The 25,502-nt window shown below is 76.2% G+C and carries 25 protein-coding genes; 15 read left to right on the forward strand and 10 right to left on the reverse strand.

Annotated elements, in window-relative coordinates:
• The first annotated feature begins 38 nt into the window (after positions 1–38).
• From B9L22_RS07425 to B9L22_RS07435, 3 genes are read left to right on the forward strand one after another with little or no spacing between them, the layout of a single operon-like run.
• On the forward strand, positions 39–443 hold the full coding sequence (locus B9L22_RS07425; RefSeq protein ID WP_086149859.1) for a molybdopterin-binding protein: 405 nt from the start codon (positions 39–41) through the stop codon (positions 441–443).
• On the forward strand, positions 440–1,291 hold the full coding sequence (gene modA / locus B9L22_RS07430; RefSeq protein ID WP_233139848.1) for a molybdate ABC transporter substrate-binding protein: 852 nt from the start codon (positions 440–442) through the stop codon (positions 1,289–1,291). The genes B9L22_RS07425 and modA overlap by 4 nt, the downstream gene beginning before the upstream one ends.
• A gap of 25 nt (positions 1,292–1,316) precedes the next feature.
• Positions 1,317–3,488 carry an ABC transporter permease gene (locus B9L22_RS07435; protein ID WP_086149860.1) on the forward strand — a complete coding sequence of 724 codons (2,172 nt, stop codon included), beginning with the start codon at positions 1,317–1,319 and terminating at the stop codon, positions 3,486–3,488.
• Between the two features lie 91 nt (positions 3,489–3,579).
• Here B9L22_RS07435 and B9L22_RS07440 read toward each other — a convergent pair whose 3' ends face one another.
• Positions 3,580–4,284, reverse strand: coding sequence for a FadR/GntR family transcriptional regulator (locus B9L22_RS07440; RefSeq protein WP_086149861.1), 705 nt, complete (start codon positions 4,282–4,284; stop codon positions 3,580–3,582).
• Between the two features lie 166 nt (positions 4,285–4,450).
• Here B9L22_RS07440 and B9L22_RS07445 point away from each other — a divergent pair, with 166 nt between their 5' ends.
• Together B9L22_RS07445 and B9L22_RS07450 are read left to right on the forward strand one after the other, a co-directional pair.
• The gene (locus B9L22_RS07445; RefSeq protein WP_198947250.1) at positions 4,451–5,041 is read left to right on the forward strand and encodes a gluconokinase; all 591 of its coding nucleotides are present in this window, start codon (positions 4,451–4,453) and stop codon (positions 5,039–5,041) included.
• Entirely contained in the window at positions 5,038–6,453 is a 1,416-nt protein-coding gene (locus tag B9L22_RS07450; RefSeq protein ID WP_233139850.1) for a gluconate:H+ symporter, read from the forward strand. Before B9L22_RS07445 ends, B9L22_RS07450 begins: the two co-directional genes overlap by 4 nt.
• Positions 6,454–6,525: 72 nt before the next feature.
• Here the strand turns inward: B9L22_RS07450 and B9L22_RS20690 are convergent, their stop codons facing one another.
• The 3 genes from B9L22_RS20690 to B9L22_RS07465 all read right to left on the reverse strand — a co-directional run bounded on the left by B9L22_RS20690 (position 6,526) and on the right by B9L22_RS07465 (position 10,780).
• The gene (locus tag B9L22_RS20690; protein WP_143317149.1) at positions 6,526–8,253 is read right to left on the reverse strand and encodes a hypothetical protein; all 1,728 of its coding nucleotides are present in this window, start codon (positions 8,251–8,253) and stop codon (positions 6,526–6,528) included.
• Between the two features lie 87 nt (positions 8,254–8,340).
• A complete protein-coding gene (locus B9L22_RS07460; protein ID WP_143317151.1) occupies positions 8,341–9,507 on the reverse strand; it encodes a hypothetical protein in 1,167 nt (388 codons plus the stop codon).
• Positions 9,508–9,613: 106 nt separating this feature from the next.
• Positions 9,614–10,780 (reverse strand): VIT1/CCC1 family protein, encoded by a 1,167-nt coding sequence (locus B9L22_RS07465; protein WP_086149863.1) that lies wholly within the window; start codon positions 10,778–10,780, stop codon positions 9,614–9,616.
• 168 nt (positions 10,781–10,948) lie between these two features.
• Here B9L22_RS07465 and B9L22_RS07470 point away from each other — a divergent pair, with 168 nt between their 5' ends.
• A complete protein-coding gene (locus B9L22_RS07470; RefSeq protein WP_086149864.1) occupies positions 10,949–11,329 on the forward strand; it encodes an FKBP-type peptidyl-prolyl cis-trans isomerase in 381 nt (126 codons plus the stop codon).
• 161 nt (positions 11,330–11,490) lie between these two features.
• Here B9L22_RS07470 and B9L22_RS07475 read toward each other — a convergent pair whose 3' ends face one another.
• The gene (locus B9L22_RS07475; RefSeq protein WP_086149865.1) at positions 11,491–12,237 is read right to left on the reverse strand and encodes a DedA family protein; all 747 of its coding nucleotides are present in this window, start codon (positions 12,235–12,237) and stop codon (positions 11,491–11,493) included.
• Positions 12,238–12,521: 284 nt separating this feature from the next.
• Between B9L22_RS07475 and B9L22_RS07480 the strand changes: the two genes are divergently transcribed.
• Both B9L22_RS07480 and B9L22_RS07485 read left to right on the forward strand, forming a co-directional pair.
• A complete protein-coding gene (locus tag B9L22_RS07480; protein WP_086149866.1) occupies positions 12,522–13,109 on the forward strand; it encodes a ribonuclease H in 588 nt (195 codons plus the stop codon).
• Positions 13,110–13,257: 148 nt separating this feature from the next.
• Positions 13,258–14,250, forward strand: a complete 993-nt coding sequence (locus B9L22_RS07485; protein ID WP_233139851.1) for a DNA-3-methyladenine glycosylase — start codon at positions 13,258–13,260, stop codon at positions 14,248–14,250.
• A gap of 77 nt (positions 14,251–14,327) precedes the next feature.
• Here B9L22_RS07485 and B9L22_RS07490 read toward each other — a convergent pair whose 3' ends face one another.
• The 3 genes from B9L22_RS07490 to B9L22_RS07500 all read right to left on the reverse strand — a co-directional run bounded on the left by B9L22_RS07490 (position 14,328) and on the right by B9L22_RS07500 (position 16,043).
• Positions 14,328–14,507 carry a hypothetical protein gene (locus tag B9L22_RS07490; protein ID WP_021483013.1) on the reverse strand — a complete coding sequence of 60 codons (180 nt, stop codon included), beginning with the start codon at positions 14,505–14,507 and terminating at the stop codon, positions 14,328–14,330.
• Between the two features lie 162 nt (positions 14,508–14,669).
• Positions 14,670–15,368 carry a DsbA family protein gene (locus B9L22_RS07495; protein ID WP_021483014.1) on the reverse strand — a complete coding sequence of 233 codons (699 nt, stop codon included), beginning with the start codon at positions 15,366–15,368 and terminating at the stop codon, positions 14,670–14,672.
• Between the two features lie 48 nt (positions 15,369–15,416).
• On the reverse strand, positions 15,417–16,043 hold the full coding sequence (locus tag B9L22_RS07500) for a DinB family protein (protein WP_086149867.1): 627 nt from the start codon (positions 16,041–16,043) through the stop codon (positions 15,417–15,419).
• 502 nt (positions 16,044–16,545) lie between these two features.
• On the opposite strand from B9L22_RS07500, the gene B9L22_RS07505 reads away from it, so the two are divergent.
• Positions 16,546–17,193 (forward strand): histidine phosphatase family protein, encoded by a 648-nt coding sequence (locus B9L22_RS07505; protein WP_233139853.1) that lies wholly within the window; start codon positions 16,546–16,548, stop codon positions 17,191–17,193.
• A gap of 22 nt (positions 17,194–17,215) precedes the next feature.
• Positions 17,216–17,773 carry a PH domain-containing protein gene (locus B9L22_RS07510; RefSeq protein WP_043659328.1) on the forward strand — a complete coding sequence of 186 codons (558 nt, stop codon included), beginning with the start codon at positions 17,216–17,218 and terminating at the stop codon, positions 17,771–17,773.
• A 3-nt stretch (positions 17,774–17,776) separates the two neighbouring features.
• On the opposite strand, the gene B9L22_RS07515 is transcribed toward B9L22_RS07510, so the two are convergent.
• Together B9L22_RS07515 and B9L22_RS07520 are read right to left on the reverse strand one after the other, a co-directional pair.
• The gene (locus B9L22_RS07515) at positions 17,777–18,517 is read right to left on the reverse strand and encodes an MOSC domain-containing protein (protein ID WP_086149868.1); all 741 of its coding nucleotides are present in this window, start codon (positions 18,515–18,517) and stop codon (positions 17,777–17,779) included.
• 33 nt (positions 18,518–18,550) lie between these two features.
• Positions 18,551–20,056 (reverse strand): FGGY family carbohydrate kinase, encoded by a 1,506-nt coding sequence (locus B9L22_RS07520; RefSeq protein ID WP_158097165.1) that lies wholly within the window; start codon positions 20,054–20,056, stop codon positions 18,551–18,553.
• A 37-nt stretch (positions 20,057–20,093) separates the two neighbouring features.
• On the opposite strand from B9L22_RS07520, the gene B9L22_RS07525 reads away from it, so the two are divergent.
• The 5 genes from B9L22_RS07525 to B9L22_RS07545 all read left to right on the forward strand — a co-directional run bounded on the left by B9L22_RS07525 (position 20,094) and on the right by B9L22_RS07545 (position 25,427).
• The gene (locus tag B9L22_RS07525; RefSeq protein ID WP_086150209.1) at positions 20,094–20,726 is read left to right on the forward strand and encodes a bifunctional 2-polyprenyl-6-hydroxyphenol methylase/3-demethylubiquinol 3-O-methyltransferase UbiG; all 633 of its coding nucleotides are present in this window, start codon (positions 20,094–20,096) and stop codon (positions 20,724–20,726) included.
• Between the two features lie 3 nt (positions 20,727–20,729).
• Positions 20,730–21,017 (forward strand): hypothetical protein, encoded by a 288-nt coding sequence (locus B9L22_RS07530; protein WP_086149870.1) that lies wholly within the window; start codon positions 20,730–20,732, stop codon positions 21,015–21,017.
• 130 nt (positions 21,018–21,147) lie between these two features.
• The gene (locus B9L22_RS07535; RefSeq protein ID WP_086149871.1) at positions 21,148–22,644 is read left to right on the forward strand and encodes an amino acid permease; all 1,497 of its coding nucleotides are present in this window, start codon (positions 21,148–21,150) and stop codon (positions 22,642–22,644) included.
• Positions 22,645–22,672: 28 nt separating this feature from the next.
• The gene (locus B9L22_RS07540; protein WP_086149872.1) at positions 22,673–23,563 is read left to right on the forward strand and encodes an aminoglycoside phosphotransferase family protein; all 891 of its coding nucleotides are present in this window, start codon (positions 22,673–22,675) and stop codon (positions 23,561–23,563) included.
• 79 nt (positions 23,564–23,642) lie between these two features.
• The gene (locus B9L22_RS07545; RefSeq protein ID WP_086149873.1) at positions 23,643–25,427 is read left to right on the forward strand and encodes an AMP-binding protein; all 1,785 of its coding nucleotides are present in this window, start codon (positions 23,643–23,645) and stop codon (positions 25,425–25,427) included.
• Positions 25,428–25,502 lie beyond the last annotated feature (75 nt).

Consider the following 25,502-nt stretch of genomic DNA (forward strand, 5'->3'; position numbering starts at 1 on the left):
GGATGACGCTCCGCAGGTGCGGGTCTAGTCTCGTCGTCATGCCGCATTTTCGGATCCGTGAGGCCGCGAGCCTGCTCGGGGTCAGCGACGACACCGTCCGCCGCTGGGTCGACGCCGGGGACCTCGCCGCGAGCGCCGACGACGCCGGGCGCAAGGTCGTCGACGGCGCGGAGCTCGCGCGGTTCGCCGTCGCGCAGTCGCACCCGACGCCGGACCCGTCGGGCGTCGCCCGCTCGGCGCGCAACCGGTTCGTGGGGATCGTGACGCACGTCGTGAGCGACACCGTCATGTCCCAGGTCGAGATGCTCTGCGGCGGCCAGCGGGTCGTGTCGCTCATGAGCACGGAGGCCGTGCGCGAGCTGCGGCTCGAGCCCGGCAGCCTCGCCGTCGCGGTGGTCAAGGCGACGACCGTCATCGTCGAGACCCCCGGAGGAGCCGCGTGAGCGCGTCCGCCCGCACGACGACCCGCCGCCCCGCCCGGGGCCCTCTCGCGGCGCTCGGGGCGGCGGCCCTGGTCGCCGGCCTCTCCGCGTGCGCCACGGGCGCGGGGGCCGACGACGGCGCTACCCCCGACCCCGCGCGCACGACGACCGAGGACCGCACCCTCACCGTGCTCGCCGCGGCCTCGCTGCGCGACGTGTTCACCGACCTCGCGGCGGACTTCGAGGACGACCACGACGGCGTGACCGTCGCGCTGTCGTTCGCCGGGTCGTCCGACCTGGGCGACCAGATCCTCGCCGGCGCGCCGGCCGACGTCTTCGCGTCCGCGGACGAGCGCTCCATGGCGCGCGTCGTCGACGCCGGGGACGCCGCCGACCCCGTCGCGTTCGCGACGAACACGCTGACGATCGTCACGCCGCCCGGGAACCCCGCGGGCGTCGAGACCTTCGCCGACCTCGCGCGCGACGACGTCAAGGTCGTCGTGTGCGCGCCGCAGGTGCCGTGCGGCAGCGCGACCGACACCGTCGCAGCGGCCGCGGGCGTGACCCTCCACCGCGTGAGCGAGGAGGCCAGCGTCACCGACGTGCTCGGCAAGGTGACGTCGGGAGAGGCCGACGCGGGGCTCGTCTACGTCACCGACGCGACGCTCGCGGGCGACGACGTCGAGGTCGTGGACGTGCCCGAGACGAGCGCCGCGCTCAACGTCTACCCGATCGCGCTCGTCGCGGCGGCCGAGGACGCCGGCCCGGAGCAGGTCGCGCTCGCGCAGGCGTGGGTGGACCTCGTGACCGGCGACGCCGGGCAGGCCGCGCTCGCCGCCGCGGGCTTCGGCGCGCCCGACGCACCGTGACCCCCGCGCGCCCCGGCGGGTCCTGATGCGCGGCCTGCCCCGCTGGGTCCTCGTCCCCGCGCTGCTGGGCGCGCTGTTCGTCGTCGTGCCCGTGGCGGCGATGGTCGGGCGCGTGGAGCTCGCGCCGGGCCCGGACGGGACCGGCGGCTTCTGGGCGCTCGTGACCTCCCCGGCAGCTCTCGACGCGCTCGGCCTGTCGCTGCGCACGGCGCTCGCCGCGACGGCGTGCTGCGTGGTGCTCGGCACGCCCATGGCGCTCGTCCTCGCGCGCACCACGTTCCCCGGGCAGCGCGTCGCACGCGCCCTCGTGCTCCTGCCGCTCGTGCTGCCGCCGGTCGTGGGCGGCATCGCGCTGCTGCACACGTTCGGGCGCCGGGGCCTGGTCGGCCGGCACCTCGAGGTGCTGGGGATCGAGGTCGCGTTCACGACGACGGCCGTCGTGCTGGCGCAGACCTTCGTCGCGCTGCCGTTCCTCGTGCTCAGCCTGGAGGGTGCGCTGCGCAGCCAGGACACGCGCCTGGAGGACGTCGCCGCGACGCTCGGCGCGCGGCCCACGACCGTCCTGCGCCGGGTCACGCTCCCCCGCGTCCTGCCGGGACTGCTTTCCGGCGCCGTGCTCGCGTTCGCGCGCGCCCTCGGCGAGTTCGGGGCGACCCTGACGTTCGCGGGCGCGCTCCAGGGCGTCACGCAGACCCTGCCGCTCGAGATCTACCTGCAGCGCAGCGCTGACCCGGACAGCGCCGTCGCGCTGTCGTTCGTTCTCGTCGTGGTGGCGGTCCTCATCACCGCGGTCGTCCACGGGCCGCGCGCGCTCGGTGGCCCGCGCCCGCAGCGGGGCGTCCGGGGCTCCCTGCCCGACGGCGGCCCCCGCCCCCGCGCTGTCGTCTCCCCTGGCCCGCAGGCCGCCCCGCCGGCCGACCGGGCCCCGGCACCCGCCGGGCCTGCGGCCCCGACGCCCCCGGCCGCGCTGACCGTGCGCGCCGTCGTGCCGGAGCGCGGGCTCGACGTGGACCTCACCGTCGCGCCGGGCGAGGTCGTGGCGGTGCTCGGCGAGAACGGCGCGGGCAAGTCCACGCTCGTGCAGGTCGTCGCGGGCCTGCTCACGCCCGGCGAGGCCCCGGGTGCGCGCGTCGCCGTCGGGCACGACGACGTCTCGCGCCTCCCGCCGCGCCGTCGCCACCTCGCGTGGCTGAGCCAGCGCCCGCTGCTGTTCGAGCACCTGTCGGTCGAGGACGACGTGGCGTTCGGCCTCCGGTCCCGGGGCGTGCCCCGCGCCCGTGCCCGCGGGGAGGCCCGCGACGCGCTCGCGCGCGTCGGCGCGGCGGACCTCGCGCGGCGCCGCTCGACGGACCTCTCGGGCGGGCAGGCGCAGCGCGTCGCGATCGCCCGCGCGCTCGTGACCGACCCGCGCGTGCTCCTGCTCGACGAGCCGCTCGCGTCGCTCGACGTCGGCGTCGCGCAGCACGTCCGGACCGTGCTGCACCACGCGCAGCGCGAGCACCCGCGCACGACCCTGCTCGTGACGCACGACCTGCTCGACGTGCTGCTCCTCGCGGACCGCGTCGTCGTGCTGGAGGGCGGCCGCGTCGTCGAGGACGGGCCGGTGGTCGCGGTGCTCACGCGCCCGCGGTCCCGGTTCGCCGCCCGTCTCGCAGGCGTCAACCTGCTCGCGGGGAGCGTCGCGCACGTCGCCGTCCCGGAGCCGGTACGGACGGTGCGCGAGGGGGCGGGGGCCGAGCCGGCGGGTGGGACGGCGGGCCCGATCGGCGCCGCGACGGCCGTCGCCCCGGACGCGGAGAGCCTCGCGCGCGAGGTGACCGTCGCCGTCGACGGCGCGGAGGTCCGCGTGCACGGGACGGCGGACGAGCCGCTCGCGGTCGGGGACGGCGCCGTGGCGGTGTTCGAGCCGCGCGCGGTCGCCGTGCACCGCACGACACCCGAGGGCAGCCCGCGCAACGCGTACCGGGTCGTCGTGACGAGCGTCGAGCCGCACGGGCCGCTCCTGCGCGTGTGGGGACGCGCGGTGGACGACGACCCGGGCGACCCGACCGCGGGGGCGACGACCGCCGTCGGGCACGACGCGCCGCGCCTGGCCGCGGACCTCACGCCGCGCGCGGTCGCGGAGCTCGGCCTGGTGCCGGGCGAGCGCGTCTGGTTCGTCGTCAAGGCGGCCGAGGTCCGCGTGCACCCGCGCTGAGCCCGCGGGACCTGCCGACCCCGACGCGACCGGGGCGCGCCGCCCCGACGGGACCGGGGCGCGCCGCCCAGGCGGGACCGGGGCGCGCCGCTCAGGCGGGGGCGGGCGGGACCCCGTCGAGCGCGGTGCGCACCTCGCCGACGATCGCGGCCATCGCGGCCTCGGCGGCCTCCGGGTCGCCGTCTGCGACCGCGCGCGCGACCGCCTCGTGCTGGTCGAGGGCCTCGGGGACGGGCGAGGCAGGCATGAGGCCCAGGTGCGTCCGACCACTGAGGACGGCCGCGACGACCCCCGCGAGCGCGCCGAACATCTCGTTGCCGCTCGCGCGGAGCAGGATCTCGTGGAACCGGACGTCGAGCGCGAGGAACTCCTCGAGGTCGCCCGCCTCCCCGAGCAGGCGCATGCGACCTGCCGCGGCGACGAGCTCGGCGCGCTCGGCGGGCGTGGCGTGGAGCGCGGCCCCGGCGGCGGCGAGCGGCTCGACGGCGTGCCGCAGCTCGGTGAGCGTGCGGAGCTGCGGGTCACGGCCGGGGCCTTCGAGCCGCCAGCGGATGACGCGCGGGTCGAGCACGTTCCAGTCCTCGATGCCGAGCACGACGATCCCCACGCGACGCCTCGACCGCACGAGCCCGAGCCCTTCGAGGAGCCGCATGACCTCGCGCGCGACGGTGCGCGACACCCCGAACTCGGCGCCGATCGACTCCAGGGTCAGCGGCGTGCCCGCGGGGACGTCGCCGCTGGTGATGCGACGTCCGAGCGAGTCGAGCACGGTGGTGTGCAGGACCGTCGTCGCCATGTCTCGCAGCCTAGTGGCGGCCAATGGTGCTATCAATCACTTGCCAAAGGTGCTACCAATGCCCCACAGTGGAGGTCGAGGACGACCACGACGGTCGTCACCGGGACGGTCGGGGCCCCAGGCACCGCCCCGACCGGACGCCCCCACCCGACACGGAAGTCGACACATGGACACCGACGTCAGCTCCACCGACCGGCCCGACGACACCGGGCACCACCCCCTGCCCCAGCACCTCGTCGTGATGGGCGTGGCCGGCTCGGGCAAGACCACCGTCGCGACGCTGCTCGCGCAGCGCCTCGGCACCGAGTACGCGGAGGCCGACCGCTTCCACCCGCAGGCCAACATCGACAAGATGAGCGCCGGGACGCCGCTCACCGACGACGACCGGTGGCCCTGGCTCGAGGCGATCCGCGACTGGCTGAGCAGCGAGGCGGAGGCCGGCCGGTCCGGCGTCGTCACGTGCTCCGCGCTCAAGCGCTCCTACCGCGACCTGCTGCGCACGGCCCGCGGCGAGGTGTGCTTCGTCCACCTCGACGGCACCCCCGAGCTCCTCGCCGAGCGCATGCAGCACCGCAGCGGGCACTTCATGCCCACGTCGCTCCTGCCGTCGCAGCTCGCCACGCTCGAGCCCCTGGCCGACGACGAGCCAGGCTTCACCGTCGACGTGACCCTCGCGCCCGACGAGATCGCGGACCTCGTCCTGGAGCGCCGCGCCGACTGCGCCGCACCCGCGCGCGGGACGGAGGCGCGCCCGTGATCGCCGCCCTCGCCCAGCACGCCCCCGCTCTCGCGACCGTCGCGCGCGCCGCGGAGGACTCCCCCGCCACCGACGCCGGCACCACCCAGCTGATCCTGGCGGCCGTCGTCGGCATCGCGACGATCGTCGTGCTCATCGTGTGGCTCAAGCTGCACCCGTTCCTCGCGCTGATGATCGGCTCGGCCGTGCTCGCGGTCGTCGCGGGCATCGACTTCGTCGACGCGTTCACCAGCTTCTCGGCCGGGCTCGGCTCGACGGTCGCCGGGGTCGGCGTGCTCATCGCGCTCGGCGCGATCATCGGCAAGCTGCTCATCGACTCCGGGGGCGCCGACCAGATCGTCGACACGATCCTCGGCAAGACCTCGACGCAGCGCCTGCCGTGGGCCATGGCGCTCATCGCCTTCGTCATCGGCATCCCGCTGTTCTTCGAGGTCGGCGTCGTCCTCCTCGTCCCCGTCGTCATGCTCGTCGCGAAGCGCGTGCGCACCAACCCGATCCTCGTCGGCATCCCGGCGCTCGCCGGGCTGTCCGCGCTGCACGGGCTCGTACCGCCGCACCCCGGCCCGCTGCTCGCGATCGACGCGCTCGGAGCCGACCTCGGCCTCACGCTCGGCCTCGGCCTGCTCGTCGCGATCCCCACCGTCATCGTCTCCGGGCCCCTGCTCGCCAAGCCCCTCGCCCGCTGGGTCCCGCTCCCGCCGCCCACGTCCGTGCTCGGCATCACCGAGCGCGACGAGGACGCCCCGCGCCCGAGCTTCGCGGTGTCCGTCGGCGTCGTCCTGCTGCCGGTGATCCTCATGCTGGCCCGGACCCTCGTCGAGGTCACCGGCTCGATCGACACCGGCTGGGGCCGCGTCTTCGAGTTCATCGGCACGCCGCTCGTCGCGCTGCTCATCACCGCGCTCACCTCGCTCGTCGTGCTGGGCTCCGCGCTCGGCCGCACCCGCGACCAGGTGAGCAAGCTCGTCGACTCGTCGTTCGCGCCGATCGCCGGCATCCTCCTCATCGTCGGCGCCGGCGGCGGCTTCAAGCAGACGCTCGTCGACTCGGGCGTCGGCGACGTCGTCGCGAAGGGCATCTCGGACGCGAACATCACGCCCCTGCTCGCGGGCTGGATCGTCGCCGTCCTCATCCGCGTCGCCACCGGCTCCGCGACCGTCGCGACCATCACCGCCGCGGGCATCATGGCGCCGATCGCGGCCGACCTCCCCCCGACGCACGCGGCGCTGCTCGTGCTCTCCATCGGGGCCGGGTCGGTGTTCCTCTCCCACGTCAACGACGCCGGCTTCTGGCTCGTCAAGGAGTACTTCGGCATGACGGTCGGGCAGACGTTCAAGACGTGGTCCCTCATGGAGTGCGTCCTGTCCGTCGTGGCGCTCGTCGTCGTCCTGCTCCTGGGGCTCGTCGTCTAGCGACCGGCGTCTCCACAGCACGGCGAGGACCGCCCGGGCGCACGGCCCGGGCGGTCCTGCCGTCTCCGGACGTCAGCTCCGGTCGGTGAAGACCGGGGTGTAGGCGTCCGGGTCCGCGACCCAGGACTTCCGGCGGAAGCGCTGGAGCGACAGACCGAGCAGCGTCAGCAGCCCGGCCATCACGAGCAGACCGAGGTCACCGCCCGCGCCCGTCGTGGCGAGGGCGGTCGGGCCCGACGCCGTGACGGCACCGGACGCGGCGGTCACCGCACCGGTCGCGGCACCGGCCGAGGTGCCCGTCCCCGTGCTCACCGGGTTGAGCACCCGGGTCACCGAGCCGCCGTTCGCCCCCGGGTCCGCCGGACCGGTCGGGCCCGTGGGGTCCGTCGGGTCGGTGGGGTCGGTGGGGTCGGTGGGGTCGGTGGGGTCGGTGGGGTCGGTGGGGTCCGTCGGGTCCGTCGGGTCCGTGGGGTCCGTCGGGTCGGTCGGGTCCGTCGGGTCGACGGCGGACGTCGGGCACCCCGCCGAGGCGTCGCCCAGGAGGCCCACACCCACGCCGCAGACCGTCACGGGCACGGTCACCGGCAGGTCAACGTCCAGGTCGGGCAGCGCCCCGAGGACGCCGTCCTCACCGAGCACGCCGTCCAGCACGCCGCCGTCGCCCAGCAGCCCGTCCTCGCCCAGCACGCCGTCGAGCAGACCCGCGCCCGACGAGCCGCCGAGCAGGTCGTCCACGAGACCGTCGTCGCCGAGCACGCCGTCGAGCAGGCCGTCGCCCTCACCGAGCAGACCGCCCCCGAGGAGGCCGTCGCCCAGCAGGTCGTCGACGAGGCCGTCCTCGCCGAGGACGCCGTCGAGCAGGCCCGAGCCGTCGGTGCCGGTCGAGCCGGTCCCGTCGCCCGAACCCTCGCCGGCCGTCCCGCCGCCGACCGTGGCGTCACCGCCCACACCGACGGCGACACCGGACACGTCCACCGGGACGGTCACCGGCACGTCGAGGTCCACGCCGGACGCCTCCTCGCCGGTCGAGCCGTCGGCGCCACCACCGGCCGCGGGAGCCGACGGCTGCGCCGGAGCCGGCGTCACCGCCGCGTCGCCCAGGACGCCCGCAGCGACCCCCGACACGTTCACCGGGACCGTCACCGGCACGTCGACGTCCACCCCGGACGCCTCCTCGTCGGTCGAGCCCTCGGCACCACCACCGGTCGCCGGGGCCGACGGCTGCGCCGCCGGTGCCGGGGCCACCGTGGCGTCACCCAGGACGCCCGCAGCGATGCCCGACACGTCCACCGGGACCGTCACCAGCACGTCGAGGTCGACGTCCGCCGGGTCCGCCCCCGTGGCGGGTGCAGGCTCCGGCGCAGGAGCAGGAGCAGGCGCGGGCGCCGGCTCGGCCGGTGCCTGGGTCACCGCGGCGTCACCGAGGACGCCGGCCGCGACCCCGGACACGTTCACCGGAATGGTCACCGGCACGTCGACGTCCACGTCCGCGGGAGCCGCCGGGGCGGCCTCCGGCGCGGGCGCGGGCGCGGGTGCCGGTGCCGGCTCGGACGTGACGGCGGCGTCGCCCAGGGCGCCCACCGCGACGTCGGACACGGTCACGGGGACGTGCACGGGCACGTCGACCGCGACGTCGGGCAGGACCTCGGTCACCTGGCTCAGCGGAGCCTCGACCGACACGTCCAGTCCGAGATCGCCGAGGAGGTCGCCCTCGGCTGCGTGGGCCGCTCCGGCCCCGACGACCACGAGGCCGCCTGTGACGAGCGCTGTGCGCAGCGCGCGCCGGACGAAGGTGTGCATGATCGTTTCTCTTTCCTGCTCAGAAGTGGCTGGCGCACGACGGCGCCGGGTCGCGTGTGCCGCGCTCGGGGCGCGGCGCGAGCCACGTCAGGCAGGAGAGACGGGGACCTCGAAGAAGGTCGAGGGGTGCTTCGACCGCGCGTCGTCCACGACGGCGGTCCAGGAGGAGAGCGCGGGGGCGTCGGCACCGCTGCCGACCGCCGCGAGCTCGCCGCCCGCCCCGGCGCGCTGCGCGCTGCCGGAGGGCGAGGGAGTGGTGCCGGGGCCGCCGTCGGAGGGGACGCCCCCCGGGCCGGTCGGCCCGTCGGAGGGCAGCGCCGAGCCCGGCGGCGCGCCGTTCGGTGCGACGTCGACCGCCGCCGTCCGGGCGCGCGCGTCCCGCGCGGTCACATCCTCGGGGCCGTCGCGGCCCGTCGTGGTGGCGCTGGGCTCGGCGGCCGCCGGTGCGGCGGGCGGGAGCGCGGGGACGGCGGTCGCCGACGGCGCGGCCACGACGCCGCCCGGGTCGACCGCGCCCGGCGTCGACGGGACGCCGACCGGCGGGTCGTCCGTGCCCGGGGTGTCCGTGCCGGGAGTCCCGGGGAGCAGCGGCGTCAGCGGGTCCAGCGGAGCGAGCGGGCCCGTGATCGGGCCGAGCACCGGGTCGGTCACGGGGGCCAGGACGTCGAGGACCGGCGTCAGCGCCTCCAGGACCGGGGTCACCGGGTCGAGCGCGGGCGAGACCGTCTCGAGCACGGGGTCCACCACGGGGGCGACCGCCTCGACGACGGGCGTCGCGGCCGGCACGACGGCGTCGAGCACCGGCGTGGTCACGGGCGCGACGGCGTCGGTCACCGGCTGCACGACGGGCGCCACCGGCTCCACGACCTGCTCGACCACGGGAGCGACCGGCTGGACGACCTGCTCGACCACCGGGGCGACGGGCCGCGCGACCTCCTCGACCACCGGGGCGGCGGGGGTGACGACCTGCTCCACGACCGGGGCGACGGGCTGGACCACGGGGGCGACGACGTCGCGCACGACGGGCTTGACCACGTCCTGGACGACCGGGTCGACGACGGTCTGCACCGTCGACGTGACGGGCGAGAGGGCCTTGCCGAGCCCGAGCGGGTCGTCCGCGGCGGACGCGCCGCCCGCGGTCGCGACGGCGAACGCGAGGCCGGCACCGAGACCGCCACCGGCGACGAGCGCGCGCACGAGCCAGCGACGGGCGGCTGATGCGCGCCTGCCCTGCGCGTCGTGAGTCGCGTCCATCGTGTGCCCCGTGGGTCGTCGGTGCAGCGAAGGGGCGGGCCGTGGGGCCCGTCCGAGGTCACGGTAGGCACGGCAGTGTGACGCTCACCACTCGACGCGCCGAATTTCACCCGACGGTTGCCCCGAACACCAGGCCGAGCGCGTACGTGGCTGCGGCCGCGCCGAACCCGATGGCGATCTGGCGAAGGGCCCGCGTGAGCGGGGACGTCCCCGAGAGCAGGCCCACCGTCGCGCCGGTCGCGAGCAGCGCGACCCCGACGAGGAGCGCCGCGACCCCGACCGCGAGGAAGCCCGTCATCCCGAGGAGGTACGGCACGACCGGGATGAGCGCACCCGACGCGAAGAAGAGGAACGACGAGACCGCCGCCCCCATCGCGGTCCCGTGCGTCTCGTGCTCGTCGATACCGGGCGGCGGCGCGATCACGGTCTGCTGCGTGTACGTCGCGAGGACGTCGGCCGCGTGCTCCTCGGCCTCGGCGGGCGCCATGCCGCGCGCCCGGTAGACGAGCGCGAGCTCGTTCGCGTCCACGTCGAGGTCGGGCAGCGCCGCCGACGCCTGCGGGCTCGGCGTCGACGCGTCGAGCAGCTCGCGCTGGGAACGCACGGACACGTACTCCCCCGCGCCCATCGAGAGGGCCCCCGCGAGCAGTCCCGCGAGCCCCGAGAGGAGGACCGTGCTGTTCGACGCGCCGGACGCCCCGATGCCGAGGATCAGCGCGAGGTTGGACACGAGGCCGTCGTTCGCGCCGAACACCGCTGCGCGGAACGTCCCGGACATGCGGTTGCGCCCGCGCGTCGCGAGGCCGCGCACGACCTCCTCGTGGATCCGCTCGTCGGCGGCCATCCGGGGCGTCGCGTCGGCGTCGGTCGCGTACGTCGAGCGTGCCTCGGCCCGCTGGGCGAGCGCGAGCACGAACACGCCGCCGAAGCGCCGCGCGAGCCACCCGAGCGTGCGGGTGCGCCAGTCGCCGCGCAGCGGCCGTCCCGCGTCCTCGCCGAGCAGGTCGAGCCAGTGCTGCTCGTGGCGGCGCTCCGCCTCCGCGAGCGCCAGCAGGATGTCCCGCTCCTCGCCCGTCCGCCGGCTCGCGAGGTCCCGGTACACCGCGGCCTCGGCGCGCTCGTCGGCCAGGAAGCGGCGCCACCGCCGCACCTCCTGCGGGGAGGGCCGGTGCCCGGCGGCGGTCGGCGGCACCCCGGTCGGCGGCGCCTCGGGTGCGTCCGGGCGCGCGGGGTCGGCGGGCACGCCGGAGGGCGGCTCAGGTGTGGTGGGCATGCCTCCATGATGGCGATTTTCGGGCTCGCGGTGTTGCGCGTCGCCGAACGGGCCGTGCGGGGCGCCCCCGACCGGGGTTGCGGACGACCCCAACCTCGACCCCGCGCCGGAGCGCCGTCGGGATCCGCACGCCGGACCGGGCGCCCGTCGCCGTGGTTGGATCGGAGCATGACCACTGGAGAGAACGGACTGTCCCGTCCCGAGGTCGACGCCCCGGAGGGTCCCGCGCCCACCGAGCTCGTCGTCGAGGACTTCACCGTGGGCGACGGCCCCGAGGCCACGCCCGGCGCGACCGTGAACGTGCACTACCTCGGCGTCGAGTACGAGACGGGCGAGGAGTTCGACGCGTCGTGGAACCGCGGCGAGTCGATCAACTTCCCGCTGCGCAGCCTCATCGCCGGCTGGCAGCAGGGCATCCCGGGCATGAAGGTCGGCGGGCGCCGCAAGCTCGTGGTGCCGCCGGAGCTCGCGTACGGCCCGGCGGGCGGCGGGCACCGCCTGTCCGGCAAGACGCTGATCTTCGTCATCGACCTGCTCGGCGTGTCCTGACCGACGCGTCCCGAGAGCGAGCGGAGGGCCCCGGTCGTCGACCGGGGCCCTCGTGCGTCCCGGCCCTCCCGGACCGTCTCGGGCGTCGCGGGACGGGTCGACCGTCACGGGGCGGGTCGGGGCGGGGCAGGTCGGCCGTCCCGGGTCGGGTCTGGCGGGCCCTAGCTCCCGGCGCCGGGGCACGGGACGAGGGCGGGGTCCGTCTCCTCGGGCGCGCCGCTCGGCACCGCGAGCGCCGCGACGGCTGCCGGGACCGGGACCGGTCCGGTCGCCGGGGCGAGGGCCCGCTCGCGCCGCGCCGCGCGGAGCCGGACGACGGTGTCGACGAGGACGCCCAGCAGGATGCCCCCGACCACGCCCACCACGACGGCGAGCAGCGGGCTGTCGCCGACCCACGCGGCGGCGAGCGTCCCGATGACCACGGAGTACGTCGCCCACGTCACGGAGGCGACGGCGGACAGCGCCATGAACCGGCGCCGCGAGAACCCGACCGCGCCGGCGGTCACGTTGACGGCCGTGCGCCCGACGGGGACGAACCGCGCCCCGAGCACGACGGACGCGCCACGCCGGTCGAGCGACCGTGTGGCCCACTCGACGGCGCGCCGCCCGCGTGCGCCCCGCAGGGCGGGCAGGGCACGGGTGCCGAGCGCGCGCCCCAGGGCGTAGGCGAGCTGGTCGCCGCACCAGGCGCCGAGCGCGGCGACCGCGAGCACGATCCCCCACGCGACCCCGCCGCCCGACTGGGCCGCGACGGCGAGCATGACGATCACCGTCTCGCCCGGGATCGGCGGGAAGAACCCGTCGCCGGCGGTCGTCGCGAAGAGCACGGGGAGCGCCCACGCCGAGTCCACGAGCGCGAGCAGCCACGACTCGACCTGTCCCCACAGCTCCACGACCCACGCGACCATGCGTCCCAGCCTCGACGGCGCCGCCCCGCCGCACCATGGGGTATCCCCCCGGTTCTCCCCTGAGGCGACCCCGAGCGACGACGTCGGACCGGGACCGCCGGGGTTCCCGGACGTCGTCCCGGGACGCCCCGGAACGGCCCGCGCGGGGTGGGCCGCGCGCCTCCAGGAGGGACGGCGTCGGACACGTGCACCACGACCCTCCCGGGCGGGGGACAATGGCGCCGACGCATTCGCCTCCCCGCGCCGCAGCCGGCGGGCGGGATCGTCCGTGATCGAGGAGCGCTGTGATCACTGTCAGCACCGACGGCTCGTGCCTGAGCAACCCGGGCGGAGCCATCGGGTGGGCGTGGATCAACCACGACGGCACGTTCGACTCCGGCGGCGCCGTGAGCGGGACCAACCAGGTCGCCGAGCTCACCGCGCTGCTTCAGGCGGTGCGCGCCCACCCGGGCGCGGAGCCGCTGCTCATCGAGTCCGACTCGCAGTACGCGATCAAGTGCGCGTCCGAGTGGGTGGTCGCCTGGAAGCGCAAGGGGTGGCGGACGGCGGGCGGCCAGCCCGTGAAGAACCTCGAGCTCGTCCAGGCGATCGACCGGGTCATCGCCGAGCGCGCGGGACCCGTCCGGTTCCGCTGGGTGCGCGGCCACGTGGGTGACCCGTTCAACGAGCGCGCGGACCAGCTCGCGGGCCTCGCCGCCCAGGACTGGGCCGCGGGCCGCGGGGACCTCGACGGCACGCTCGTGCCCGAGCTCGGCGACCCGACCCGCTCGCCGGGCCGCGTGCCCGCACCGGCCGCAGCCGACCGGGGGGCACCCGCGGCCCGGCAGGCCGCGCCCGAGCCGACGTGGGACATGGACACCCTCTTCGACTGACCCCTCCCGCCGAGCACGACCCTGCTGTCGCGAACAGGCTGATGCCGCCAGCAACGTCGTGCTCGACGGCCGGGCGGTGAGGATCGGCAAGGGCAGCGGGGTCGGGCGGCGGGGTCGGGGCGTCGGCGGCGGGTGCGACCATGGACGGGTGACCGTCCTGCCGAGCACGGGCCGCGCGCCCGCCGAGCGCACGGTCGGCGACCTCGCGCAGCCCGGCGCGCCGCTCGCGCGTCGCTTCCGGTCGAGGCGGCCGCTCGACCTGCACCTCACGCTCGACCGGCTCGCGCGCGGTCCGTACGACCCGACGTTCCGCCGCACGCCGTCCGGCGACGTGTGGCGCACGACCCGCGCGGAGACCGGGCCCGCGGCGTACCGGCTGGTGCAGACCGGGCCGTGCGACGTCGTCGGGCACGCGTGGGGGCCGGGCGCCGCGGAGGTGCTCGACGGCCTGCCCCGCCTGCTCGGCGAGGACGACGACGACACGGGCTTCGCCCCGCCCGCCGTGCTGCGCGACGCCCACCGCCGCAGCCCCGGCCTGCGGATCCCGCGCACGGGGCGCGTGCTGGAGGCGCTCGTGCCGGCGATCCTCGAGCAGCGCGTGCAGTCCGTCGCGGCGTGGCGCTCGTGGAGCTGGCTCCTGCGTCGGCACGGCGAGCGCGCCCCGGGGCCCGCGGGCGACGCCGGGATGCTCGTCGTGCCCGACGCGGCCACCTGGGCGCGCGTCCCCACGTGGGACTGGCACCGCGCGAACGTCGACCCGGGCCGCGCGCGGACGGTCGTCGCGGCGGCGCGCGTCGCCCGGCGCCTCGAGGAGTGCGACCGCCTGCGCGACGTCCAGGGCGCGTCGGCCGCGCACGCGCGGCTGCAGGCCGTGCCCGGCGTGGGCGTGTGGACGGCGGCCGAGGTCGCGCAGCGGGCGCTGGGCGACCCGGACGCCGTGTCCGTGGGCGACTACCACCTGGCGAAGGCGGTGGGGTGGGCGCTCGTGGGCGAGCGCGTCGACGACGAGCGCATGCTCGAGCTGCTCGCGCCGTACGCGCCGCACCGCTACCGCGTGGTGCGGCTCCTCGAGGTCTCCGGCCGGGCGCAGGCCCCGCGGCGCGGCCCGCGCCTGTCGATCCAGGACCACCGCCGCAACTGACCGGCCTCACCCCTCGCCTGGTGCAGGAAAGAGTCGCCGGAACGAGGTGTTCCGGCGACTCTCTCAGGCACTCCCGGTTACTCGGGCAGCGCGCACGACCCGTCGACGCACACCGCGGCGTCGTCGGCGCCCACGAGCGTGAGGCCCGGCGCGGGCTCACGGTGCGGGGCGGCGGCGTCCGCGGCGCTCACGGTCATGAGCGTCGTGCGGCGCGGGTTCGCGATCGAGTGGTAGAGGTTCGTGGTCGTGTCCGTCATCTGAGGCCTCCTCGTGGGATTCACGGGCGCCGGTGCACGTGTGGGCCGGCGTCGGTGCGGGCTGCGTCCAGTCTGGGTGATACCGAGTCGCAGTTCCACCGCACCGGGTGTGAGATGCGTCGCTTCCACGCCGCATCCCGATGTCGTCCGGGACGCCGCGGCTCAGGCCGCGTCACGCTCCGCGACGGCCTGCTGCAGCACCTGGACGAACACCGCCGGGTCCTGCGCACCCGAGACGCCGTACCGCCCGTCGACCACGAAGAACGGCACGCCGTTGATCCCGTAGGCGCGCGCCTGGTCGATGTCGGCCTGGACGTCGTCGGCCCAGCGCCCGTCCTCGAGCGCCGCGACGACCTCGGCGCGGTCGAGCCCGACCTCCGCCGCGAGGTCCGCGAGCTCCTCGACGCGGCCGACGTGACGGCCCTCCTCGAAGTACGCCTTGAGCAGCCGCTCCTTCATCTCGACCTGCTTGCCGTGCGCCTTCGCGTGGTGCAGCAGCTCGTGGGCTGTGAGCGTCTTGGTGTGCTGGAGCGCGTCGAAGTCGTAGCGCAGCCCCTCGGCCGCGGCGAGCTGCGTCATCTGTCCGAGCATCTGCTCGACCTGGGCGCGCGGCATGCCCTTGTGCCCGGCGAGGAAGTCCACCTCGGTGCCGTCGAAGTCGACGGGCGTGTCGGGCGCGAGCTCGAACGAGTGGTACTCGATGTCGACCTGCGGCCCGTCACCCGACTCCGCGAGGCGGCCGAGCGCCGTCTCGAGGCGTCGCTTGCCGACGTAGCACCAGGGGCACGCGACGTCGGACCAGATGTCGATCTTCACCGTGGGGGCGGCGGCGTCCGTCGGCGCCGGGCTGTTCGTGGTCATGTGACGCTTCAACCATCTGGGCGGCCGCGCGATTCCCGCGGCAGGGCATCAGTCGGCGCCGTGCGTCGCGCGGTACAGGTCCTGGAGCACCATGATCTCGGCCCCGTGGTGCACGAGCTCGCGGTTCATGTGCGCGACGAGGTGGGCGAACGGCGCCTGCGCGTCGATCTCCGTCGCCTGGCCGAGCCCGACCGTGAACGCCCCGTCCTCGGGCAGGCCGTCGACGCCCGCGCGCCACCGCTCGACCTCGTGCCGCAGCCCGTCGACGGCAGGCCCGACCTCCCCCGAGAAGGTCACCGCGTCCCGGCGCCGCTCGTGCGGCCCGAACGTCCACTCCCAGCGCTCGAAGAACGCCTCGGTGAGGTGCGCGACGAGCCACGCCACCGTGCGCGGCTGCGGCGAGTCCGGGCCCTCCGGCCACTCCATCACCCACTCGCCCGCACCGAGCGTGCGCGGCGTGCGCTCCGACCCCCGCCGCACGACCCGCAGCGCGTCCGGGCCCGGCTCCCACTCGAGCTCCGCCTGCGTCAGTGTCGCGAGCCGGTCGCTGAGCTCGAGCCACGAGAAGCCGAGCTGCCCCCGCACGACGGCGAGCGCCGTCGGCACCGTGAGGATCGACCAGTCGAACTCCGGGCTGCCGTACGCGGTCTGCCCGTCCGCCGTCTCGTGCACCATCGCGGTTCCTCCCCCGGACCGGCGCGTCGGCGTCGTGCCGCGGCGCGGTCGCCGACGTCCTCGTCCGCGCGGTCGTCCCGACCACGCGTCCGGCCACCCTGCCGGGCCTCGTGGGGCGTGTCAACGCGGGCCGCACCCCGACGGCCGCACCCTGGCCAACCCCCGGCGGGCCGCACCCCGGCGCACCCCGCCACGCAGCACCCACGAACCGCACCGTCGCGGCGCTGCGCGAGAATGGGGAGGCCCGCCCGTCCCCCAGGCCCGGAGTCCTCGTGCGCGTCCGCCCCCGTACCGTCCTGCTCGTCGCGACCGGGTTCGCCGTCGTCCTGCTCGGCGCGCTCGTCGTCTTCCTCGCGGTCAACGGCCTCGACGGCATCCCCGACTGACCCGACCGCGCGCCCGCCGGCCGGGCCCCCGGCACCGCCCGGCAGGGCCGTCGCCGCGCGCCGTCCGCGCACCGGGGTGATCCTGCTGAGGAACCCCCGCGCAGGAAGGCCGCCCCGTGACCCTGACCGCCCCCTCCCCCGACCCGCAGCTCGTCCTCGTCCGCCACGGCGAGACGGAGTGGAGCGCGAGCGGGCGCCACACGGGCCGCTCCGACGTCCCGCTCACCGTCGCCGGCGAGCAGCAGGCCGTCGCGGCCGGCGTGTGGCTCCAGGGGTGGGCCGACCGCCGGGGGCGGCGGCCCGCCGTCGTGCTCACGAGCCCCCGGGAGCGGGCGCGCCGGACCGCCGACCTCGCGGGCTTCCCCGCCGCCACGACCGACGACGACCTCGCCGAGTGGGACTACGGGCCCGTCGAGGGGCGCACGTCGGTCGCGGTCGGCGAGCAGCTCGGGCGCGAGTGGCTGCTCTTCCGCGACGGCGTGAACGTCCTCGCGGCGCCGGACGGGCACCGCGGCGAGGAGCTCGACCAGGTAGCGGCGCGGGCCGCCCGGGTGCTCGGGCGCGTCGAGCCGACGCTCCAGGACGGCGACGACGTGGTGCTGTTCGCGCACGGCCACCTGCTCCGCGTCCTCGCGACGGTCTGGCTGGGGCTCGACCCGGCCCTGGGCGCGCGGTTCGAGCTCGGCACCGCGGCGATCTGCCTCCTCGGCTACGGGCACGGGCTGCGCACGGTCGAGGGCTGGAACCTGGCCGCGCAGGGGTAGCGCGGGTGGCACGATGCTGCCCATGGGACTGAGCGAGAAGCACCTCACCGAGGGCGAGCACGTCGTCATGGAGCTCAAGGAGCACGCCAAGGCGCTGTTCTGGCCGTTCGTGCTGCTGCTCGTGCTGGTCGCCGCCGTCGTGGTCACGGTCCTGCTCGTCCCGAACGACGTCGTCCGGTGGGTCGTGGCGGGTCTCGCGCTGGTCGCGGCGGTGGTCTGGGTGTTCGTGCCGTGGCTGCGCTGGCGCACCACGGAGTACACGGTGACGAACAAGCGCATCGCCATGCGCTCGGGCATCATCACGCGCACCGGCCGCGACATCCCGCTCTACCGGATCAACGACGTCAACTACGAGAAGGGCCCGATCGACCGGATCTTCGGCTGCGGCACCCTCGTCATCTCGGACGCGACCGACAAGCCCGGGCTGAACCTCCACGACGTGCCGGACGTCGAGAACGTCCAGGTGCGCCTGCACGACCTGCTCTTCACCGCCGACGACGGCTCCGACGACGGCGAGTGGCCGCCGAACGAGCCGCCCCGCGGCCGTCGCGGCCCCCGCATCCCGCGCGCGGAGCGCTGACGCTCAGTCCTCGATCCGGCGTCCGGCCGCGATCTCGGCGCGGGCGCGCAGCTCGTCCGTGAGCGTGACGTCGCCCTCGAGGTGGGCGGCGAGGAGGCGGCGCGCGAGCCCGGCCGCGCGCTCGGGGTTCGCGCCGCGACCGTTCCAGGCGCCGAACCAGTCGGCGAGCGTCACCCCGTGCTCGGGCCGGTAGCAGACCGTCACCGCGTCGCCCGCGCGCAGCTCGCCGTGCTGCACGACGCGCAGGTACGCGCCGGTGCGGTTCGCGACCGTGAACCGCTTGACCCACCGGTCCTCGCCGAGGCGGCGCGCGAACGTCGAGCAGGGCGTGCGCGGCTGGGTGACCTCGAGGAGCGCGGTGCCCACGGCCCAGCGCTCGCCGACGACGGCCTCCGTGACCGGGATGCCCTCCACGCGCAGGTTCTCGCCGAACAGGCCCGGCGGGACGTCGCGACCGAGCTCGCCGGCCCACCAGTCCGCGTCGTCCTGCCCGTACGCGTACACCGCCTGATCCTCGCCGCCGTGGTTCGCGCGGTCGGCCTGCAGGTCCGCGTAGAGCCCGAGCCGGCGCACCTTCACCGGTCCGGTGACGGGGCGCTTGTCGATCGCCGTGACGCCGACGGGCCCCGCGTCCGGCAGGAGGGCGTGCACGCGGCACACCGCGAGGATCTCGCCCGTGGGGGCGCTGGAGGCGAGGTCCGTGACGGGTGCGGTCCCGGTGGTCACGGCGGCTGCGGTGGACATCCCTCGATTCTCGCAGGGTCGGCCCCGGGTGCGTCACGCGAGGGCCGCAGCGGCCTCCCGCCAGCGCGCGAGGTGCCCGACGACGTCCGCCCGGCCCGGGCCCGGGAGCTCCGGCTCGTCCGTGGCGACGACCGGCTCGACCGGGTCGCCCGTGCCCCGCGCGGCGAGCAGCGCCGCGCCGACCGCGGTCGCGCTGCGGAGCCCGACGCGGTGGACGGGCCGGCCGAGCGCGTCGGCGAGGAGCCGGCGCACGAGCGGGTCGCGCGACCCGCCGCCCGTCACGACCACCGCGCCGGATTCGCCCTCCGGACGGCGCACGGGCCGTGCCGGTGCCGTGCCAGGGGCCGCGGGCGCCGGGTCGAGCAGGTCGACCGCCGCCGCGACCGCGAACACCATGCCCTCGACGGCGGCGCGCACGAGCTCGGGCCGCCCCGTGTCCTCGCGCAGCCCGGTCCACGCCCCGCGTGCGTCGGGACCGGCGACCCCGCCGCGCTCCCCCGTGAGGAACGGCAGGAACGTCACGCCGCCCGCGCCGTCGGGCACGGTCCGCGCGAGCGCGAGGCCGTCGGACCAGCCCAGCCCGAGGACCCGCAGCGCCCAGCCGAGCGCGAGGCCCGCGTTCTGCACCGCCGCGAGGCGGTACCACCGCGCGGCGGGGCCGGCGCCGGTGTCCGCGAAGGTGTGCACGAGGGGGTCCAGCACGGGCTCGGGGCGGTCGAGCGCGGCCATGACCTGCGCCCCCGTGCCGAGGTTGACGTGCAGCCCGGGCGTCCCGACGGCGAGCCGCGCGGCCGGGGTGTCCCCGCCGCCCACCACGACGGGCACCGCCCTCCCGCTCGCCGGGAACCACCGCGCGAGCCGGGCGGTGGTCCCGGCCACGGCGTCCGACGGCGCCACGCCCGGCAGGAGCCGGGCCGGCAGGTCGAGGTGCGCGACGACGTCGGCCGCCCAGGCGTCGCGGGGCACGTCCCACAGGAGCGTGCCCGCGGCGTCGGACCGGTCGGTCGTGGCGACGGGGAGGACGGGGTCGTCGACGAGCCACGCGCGCACGACGTCCTTGGGCAGCAGCACGTGCGCCGCGCGGTCGAGCGTGGCGGGGTCGTGCGCGGCGAACCAGTCGAGCACGGGCCCGGTCATCCCGGGCACGAGGGGGTTGGCGAGCGGGGCGCGCACGGCGTCGGGCAGCACGCGCCAGCGGTCGAGCCGGTCGGCCGCGCGCGCGTCCGTCCACAGGACGGCAGGCACGACGGCGTCCCCCGCGTCGTCCACGAGCACCGCGGCGTGCATCTGGCCCGCGACACCGACCGCGCGCACCGCGACCTCGCCGAGCCTGGCCGCGCGGGCGGCGAGGTCGTCGAGGGCGACGCCGAGCGCCGTCGTCCAGGTCGTCGGGGCCGACTCGGAGCGGCCGGGGCGCGGGTGCTCGACGTCGTACGCCGCCTCGGCCTCCGCGACGACCGACCCGTCCCGGCCGAGGAGGACGAGCTTGAGCCCGCTCGTCCCGAGGTCGATGCCGAGGGTGGTGGGGACCAAGGTCACGGGACCGACTCTCCCACGCCCGGGTAGCGTCGGCGGCATGAGCGTCACCCGTCCCTCGCGCTGGGAGCAGAAGACCGCCGCCGACCCCTCGCACTCCACCTGGTACGTCGAACGCTTCCGGGCCATGGCCGCCCGGGGCGCCGACCTCGCGGGCGAGGCCCGCCTCGTGGACGCCATGCTGCCGCGCGGCTCCCGGGTCCTCGACGCGGGCTGCGGGCCGGGGCGCGTGGGCGCCGAGCTGTTCGCGCGCGGGCACGCCGTCGTGGGCGTCGACGTGGACCCCGTCCTGATCGACGCCGCGCGCACCGACCACCCGGGCCCCGACTGGCGCGTGGGCGACCTCGCGGAGCTCGACCTGCCCGCGGAGGGCGTCACCGAGCCGTTCGACCTGATCGTGTGCGCGGGCAACGTCGTGACGTTCCTCGCGCCGGGCACCGAGGTGGAGGTGCTGCGCCGCTTCCGCGCCCACCTCGCGCCCGGCGGCCGCGCCGTCGTGGGCTTCGGCACGGGTCGCGGGTACCCGCCCGAGCAGTTCCTCGCCGACGCCACGGAGGCAGGCCTGCACCTCGACCTCGCGCTCGCCACGTGGGACCTGCGCCCCTGGACCCCGGACGCCGACTTCCTCGTCGCCGTGCTCAGCGACGCGGCGCCCCGGCCGGGCGTGGCCTGAGCCGTGCCGTCCTACCGCGTGACCCTCGCCGTCGGCCTCCTGCACCCGGGCGCCGACCCCGAGGCCGTGCTGCCCGCGGCCGCCGACGCGGCGCGCGCCCTCACGACCGTCGAGGCGTACGACGTCGGCGTCGTCCGCGGCGAGGCGCGCGTCACCGTGCGCTTCCTCGCCGACACGGACGCGTCCGCGCACGGTGTCGCGGACGCCGTGGAGGCGGGCGTGCGGGCCCATGCGGCGACGTCGGGCGGACGCCTGACCCGCCGCTGGGGAGCGCGCTGGCACCCCGCCTGAGCAGCGGCCGACGACGCGCGACGGCATCCCCGCCGGACCCGCCGGGTCCGAGGGGGTGCGGTCGCCGCGCGACCGGGTCCGGGGGCCGGTTCAATGGACGGAGCTGACCCCGACGCCGGGAGGCGCACCCGTGACCACCAGGACCGGCCTGTTCCGCCGCAAGTCCGTGGAGGACTCGCTCGCGGCCGTCGACGACCCCGAGCGCTCCCTCAAGCGCGAGCTGACCGCGTGGGACCTCGCGGTGCTCGGCGTCGCCGTCGCGGTGGGCGCCGGCATCTTCTCCGTCGGCGCGACGGCCGCGGCCAACTACGCCGGCCCGAGCGTCATCGTCTCGTTCGTCATCGCCTCGATCGTCTGCGCGCTCGCCGTCATGTGCTACGCCGAGTTCGCGTCCGCGCTGCCCGTCGCCGGGTCCGCCTACACGTTCTCCTACGCGACCATGGGCGAGCTCGTCGCGTGGATCATCGGCTGGGACCTCATCCTCGAGATGCTGCTCGCGTCCGCGGTCATCGCGAAGTTCTGGGGCGTGTACCTCGGCGACGCGTTCGGGCTGTTCGGCATCGACCTCCCCCTCACGATCCCCCTCGGCCCGGTCGACCTCGAGTGGGGCCCGGTCTTCATCGTCGCGGTGTTCACCACGCTCCTCGCGCTCGGCACGAAGCTGAGCACGCGCGTCAACAGCGTGTTCACCGTCATCAAGGTCGCCATCACCCTGTTCGTGATCGTCGTCGGGTTCTTCTTCGTCGACGCCTCGAACTACACGCCGTTCGTCCCGCCCGCGCAGCCGGCGCCCGAGCAGGGCAACCTCGAGCAGCCGCTCGTCGGGTTCCTCACCGGCCTCGAGCCCACGACCTACGGTGTCATGGGCCTCCTCGCCGGGGCGGCGCTCGTGTTCTTCGCCTTCATCGGGTTCGACGTCGTCGCGACCACGGCCGAGGAGGCCAAGGACCCGCAGCGCACCCTCCCGCGCGGCATCCTCGGCGGCCTCGCGATCGTCACGGTGCTCTACATCCTCGTCACGCTCGTCGTGACGGGCATGGTGTCGTACACCGAGCTCGCGGAGTCCGACGCGCCGTCGCTCACCACCGCGTTCGTCATCGTCGGGGCCGACTGGGCCGGGCGGGTCATCTCCGTCGGGATCCTCATCGGCCTGACGACGGTGATCATGGTGCTGCTGCTCGGTCTGACGCGCATCGTCTTCGCGATGAGCCGCGACGGCCTCCTCCCCCGCGGCATCTCCCGCACGTCGCCGCGCTACCGCACGCCGGTCCGGCTCCAGGTCGGGGTCGGGGTCGTCGTCGCGCTCATCGCCGGGCTGTCCCAGGTGGAGCTGCTCGAGGAGATGATCAACATCGGGACGCTCTCGGCGTTCGTCCTCGTGAGCTTCGGCATCCCGATCCTGCGCCGCTCCCGGCCCGACCTGCAGCGCTCGTTCAAGGTGCCGTGGTCGCCCGTGCTGCCGATCGTGTCCGGCGTCGCGTGCCTGTGGCTCATGGCGAACCTCACGACCCTCACGTGGCTGCGGTTCCTCGGCTGGGTCGTGGTCGGGCTGATCATCTACGGGTTCTACGGCTACCGGCACTCCGTCGCGGGCCGGGACCCGCTGAAGGGCGACGTCGCCGCGTAGGCGCGACGCGTCGGTACCGTGGGCGCGCATGAGCGCCCCGGAGACCCCGATCACCGCCGACCTCGTCCGCGCGGCTCTGACGGAGCAGCATCCCGACCTCGCCGGGCTGCCGCTCCGCGAGGTCGCCGGCGGCTGGGGGAACCAGATGTGGCGGCTCGGTGACCACCTGGCCGTCCGGGTGCAGCGCATGGACCCGACGCCGGAGCTCCAGCTCAAGGAACGGCGGTGGCTGCCCGTGCTCGCGCCGCGCCTGCCGCTCCCCGTGCCGACGCCGGTGCGGCACGGCGAGCCGTCCGCGCACCTCCCGCGGCACTGGACGGTCATGACCTGGGTGCCCGGCGAGCCGCTCGACCACGCGACGATCACCCGGGGCGAGCACGCCGCCGACGCGCTGGCGGGATTCCTCCGGGCGCTGCACGTCGCGGCGCCCGCCGACGCGCCGTCGTCCGCGGACCGGGGCGCCCACCCCCGCGACGTCACGGACGGCTTCGAGGGGTTTCTGCGCGCCGTCGCCCCCGCGGACTCCGCCGCCGTCCGGTCCGTCTGGGCCGACGCCGTCGCGGCCCCCGCGTGGGAGGGTCCGCCCGTGTGGGTGCACGGGGACCTGCACCCCGCGAACGTCGTCGTCGCGGCCGGGACGCTCGCGGGCGTCGTCGACTTCGGCGACCTGTTCGCGGGCGACCCGGCGTGGGACCTCGCCGCCGCCTGGGTGCTGCTGCCCGCCGGCCTCGCGGCGCGGTTCTTCGACGCCTACGCGCCGGCCGACGACGCGGCGGTCCGGCGTGCCCGAGGTCTGGCCGCGCTGAAGGCCCTCTTCCTCCTGCTCATGGGGCAGAACGGCGAGCGGGGTCTGCCCGGCGGCAAGGCCCACTCGGGACCCGTGGGGCGCGCGGCGCTCGACCGCGTCCTCGCGGGATGACGTGTCGTCGCGCGGCGCCCTCCCCGGCTCGGCACCGCTGCCGCACACAACCTACGCAACCGTAGGTTACGGTGGCGTAGTGAACACTCTGGCGACGAGGCCGTGGACCGACCGTTACGCCCCCGGCGTCCCGACGGACGTCGAGGTCCCCGACGAGCCGGTCACGGCCGCCCTCTACCGCGCGGCCGAGCGCTGGCCGGACCGCGTCGCGGTCGACTTCTTCGGCGCGACCACCACGTACGCGCAGCTCGTGGCGCAGGTCGAGCGCGCCGCGAGCGCCCTGCACGACCTCGGCGTCCGGCACGGCGACCGCGTCGCGCTCGTGCTGCCCAACGCGACGTCGCACGTCGTCGCGTTCTACGCCGTAGAGCGGCTGGGCGGCGTCGTGGTCGAGCACAACCCGACGTACACGGCCGACGAGCTCGCCCACCAGCTCGCCGACTCCGGCGCGAGCGTCGCGGTCGTGTGGACCAAGACGGTCCCGGCCGTGCTCGAGGCCCGCGCCCACGTGCCCGGGCTGCGGCGCGTCGTCGGGCTCGACATCGCGCGCGACCTGCCGCGCGGCAGCCGTCTCGCGCTGCGCCTGCCCGTCGCCCGGGCCCGCGCGCAGCGCGAGGCCCTGCGCACGCCGCTCCCGGCCGGGGTGCCCGACTGGCACGACCTCGTCCGGCGCGCACGGGCCCTCCCCCCGACGCTGCCCCACCCCGCCGCCGACGACGTCGCCCTCCTGCAGTACACCGGCGGCACGACCGGCACCCCGAAGGGCGCGGTCCTCACGCACCGCAACCTCGTCGCCAACGTGGTCCAGGGCCAGGCGTGGGCGTCGTTCGAGGAGAGCGCCGAGACCGTCTACGGCGTGCTGCCCTTCTTCCACGCGTTCGGCCTGACGTTCTGCCTCACCCTGCCCGCGCGCGTGGGCGCAACCCTCGTCGCGTTCCCCAAGTTCGACCCGCAGGCGTTCGTCGCCGCCCAGGCGCGGCGGCCCGCGACGTTCCTGCCCGGCGTCGCGCCCATGTTCGACCGCATCGTCACCGCCGCGGCCGACGCCGCGGGCGCGGGCTCCGACCTCACCTCGATCCGCCTGGCCTTCGCCGGCGCGATGCCCATCACCGCGGAGACGGCGCAGCGCTGGGAGGACGCGACGGGCGGCCTGCTCATCGAGGGCTACGGCATGACCGAGACGTCACCGATCTCGCTCGGCAACCCGTGCTCCGACGACCGTCGCCCCGGCACCCTCGGGCTCCCGTTCCCCAGCACCGAGATCCGCGTCGTCGACGCCGACGCGCTCGACGCCGGCGACCTCCGCGACGCCGAGCCGTCCGACGACAGCGTGCGCACCGTGCGCGGCGAGCTGCTCGTCCGCGGCCCGCAGGTGTTCCGCGGCTACTGGAACCGGCCCGAGGAGACCGCCCACCAGCTGCTCGACGACGGGTGGCTGCGCACGGGCGACGTCGTGCGCGTGGCCCTCGACGGCCCCGACGCGGGCCTCGTCACGCTCGTCGACCGCATCAAGGAGATGATCGTCACCGGCGGGTTCAAGGTGTACCCGTCGCAGGTCGAGGAGCACCTGCGCGGGATGCCCGGCGTGCGGGACGTCGCCGTCGTGGGCGTGCCCGGGTCCGGCTCCGACGAGCACGTCGCGGCCGTCGTCGTGCTCGACGACGCGGACGACGCCGCCTCGCCCCCGCGCGTCGACCTCGCCGCCGTGCGCGAGTGGGGCGAGAAGCGCCTCGCCCGGTACGCGCTGCCCCGCACGTTCGCCGTCGTGCCGGAGCTGCCGCGCTCGCAGATCGGCAAGGTGCTGCGCCGTGTCGTCCGCGAAGACCTCCTGGGCCGCGACGACGTCGAGCACCACCGCTCCTGACTGCGACGCACACCCGCACGCCGAACGCGCGAGGTAGAGCCCCGGTCCGCCGAGGTAGAGGCGTGGTCGCGACCA

Source organism: Cellulosimicrobium sp. KWT-B (assembly GCF_002127155.1).
Taxonomy (GTDB): Bacteria; Actinomycetota; Actinomycetes; order Actinomycetales; family Cellulomonadaceae; genus Cellulosimicrobium; species Cellulosimicrobium funkei.

What these genes read in the sequence shown, in the direction of transcription:
- B9L22_RS07425 (WP_086149859.1), top strand. Translation starts at nt 39, where the DNA reads ATGCCGCATTTTCGGATCCGTGAGGCCGCGAGCCTGCTCGGGGTCAGC.
- B9L22_RS07435 (WP_086149860.1), top strand. Translation starts at nt 1,317, where the DNA reads ATGCGCGGCCTGCCCCGCTGGGTCCTCGTCCCCGCGCTGCTGGGCGCG.
- B9L22_RS07440 (WP_086149861.1), bottom strand. Translation starts at nt 4,284, where the DNA reads ATGGCGACGACGGTCCTGCACACCACCGTGCTCGACTCGCTCGGACGT.
- B9L22_RS07445 (WP_198947250.1), top strand. Translation starts at nt 4,451, where the DNA reads ATGGACACCGACGTCAGCTCCACCGACCGGCCCGACGACACCGGGCAC.
- B9L22_RS20690 (WP_143317149.1), bottom strand. Translation starts at nt 8,253, where the DNA reads ATGCACACCTTCGTCCGGCGCGCGCTGCGCACAGCGCTCGTCACAGGC.
- B9L22_RS07460 (WP_143317151.1), bottom strand. Translation starts at nt 9,507, where the DNA reads ATGGACGCGACTCACGACGCGCAGGGCAGGCGCGCATCAGCCGCCCGT.
- B9L22_RS07465 (WP_086149863.1), bottom strand. Translation starts at nt 10,780, where the DNA reads ATGCCCACCACACCTGAGCCGCCCTCCGGCGTGCCCGCCGACCCCGCG.
- B9L22_RS07470 (WP_086149864.1), top strand. Translation starts at nt 10,949, where the DNA reads ATGACCACTGGAGAGAACGGACTGTCCCGTCCCGAGGTCGACGCCCCG.
- B9L22_RS07475 (WP_086149865.1), bottom strand. Translation starts at nt 12,237, where the DNA reads ATGGTCGCGTGGGTCGTGGAGCTGTGGGGACAGGTCGAGTCGTGGCTG.
- B9L22_RS07490 (WP_021483013.1), bottom strand. Translation starts at nt 14,507, where the DNA reads ATGACGGACACGACCACGAACCTCTACCACTCGATCGCGAACCCGCGC.
- B9L22_RS07495 (WP_021483014.1), bottom strand. Translation starts at nt 15,368, where the DNA reads ATGACCACGAACAGCCCGGCGCCGACGGACGCCGCCGCCCCCACGGTG.
- B9L22_RS07500 (WP_086149867.1), bottom strand. Translation starts at nt 16,043, where the DNA reads ATGGTGCACGAGACGGCGGACGGGCAGACCGCGTACGGCAGCCCGGAG.
- B9L22_RS07510 (WP_043659328.1), top strand. Translation starts at nt 17,216, where the DNA reads ATGGGACTGAGCGAGAAGCACCTCACCGAGGGCGAGCACGTCGTCATG.
- B9L22_RS07515 (WP_086149868.1), bottom strand. Translation starts at nt 18,517, where the DNA reads ATGTCCACCGCAGCCGCCGTGACCACCGGGACCGCACCCGTCACGGAC.
- B9L22_RS07525 (WP_086150209.1), top strand. Translation starts at nt 20,094, where the DNA reads ATGAGCGTCACCCGTCCCTCGCGCTGGGAGCAGAAGACCGCCGCCGAC.
- B9L22_RS07540 (WP_086149872.1), top strand. Translation starts at nt 22,673, where the DNA reads ATGAGCGCCCCGGAGACCCCGATCACCGCCGACCTCGTCCGCGCGGCT.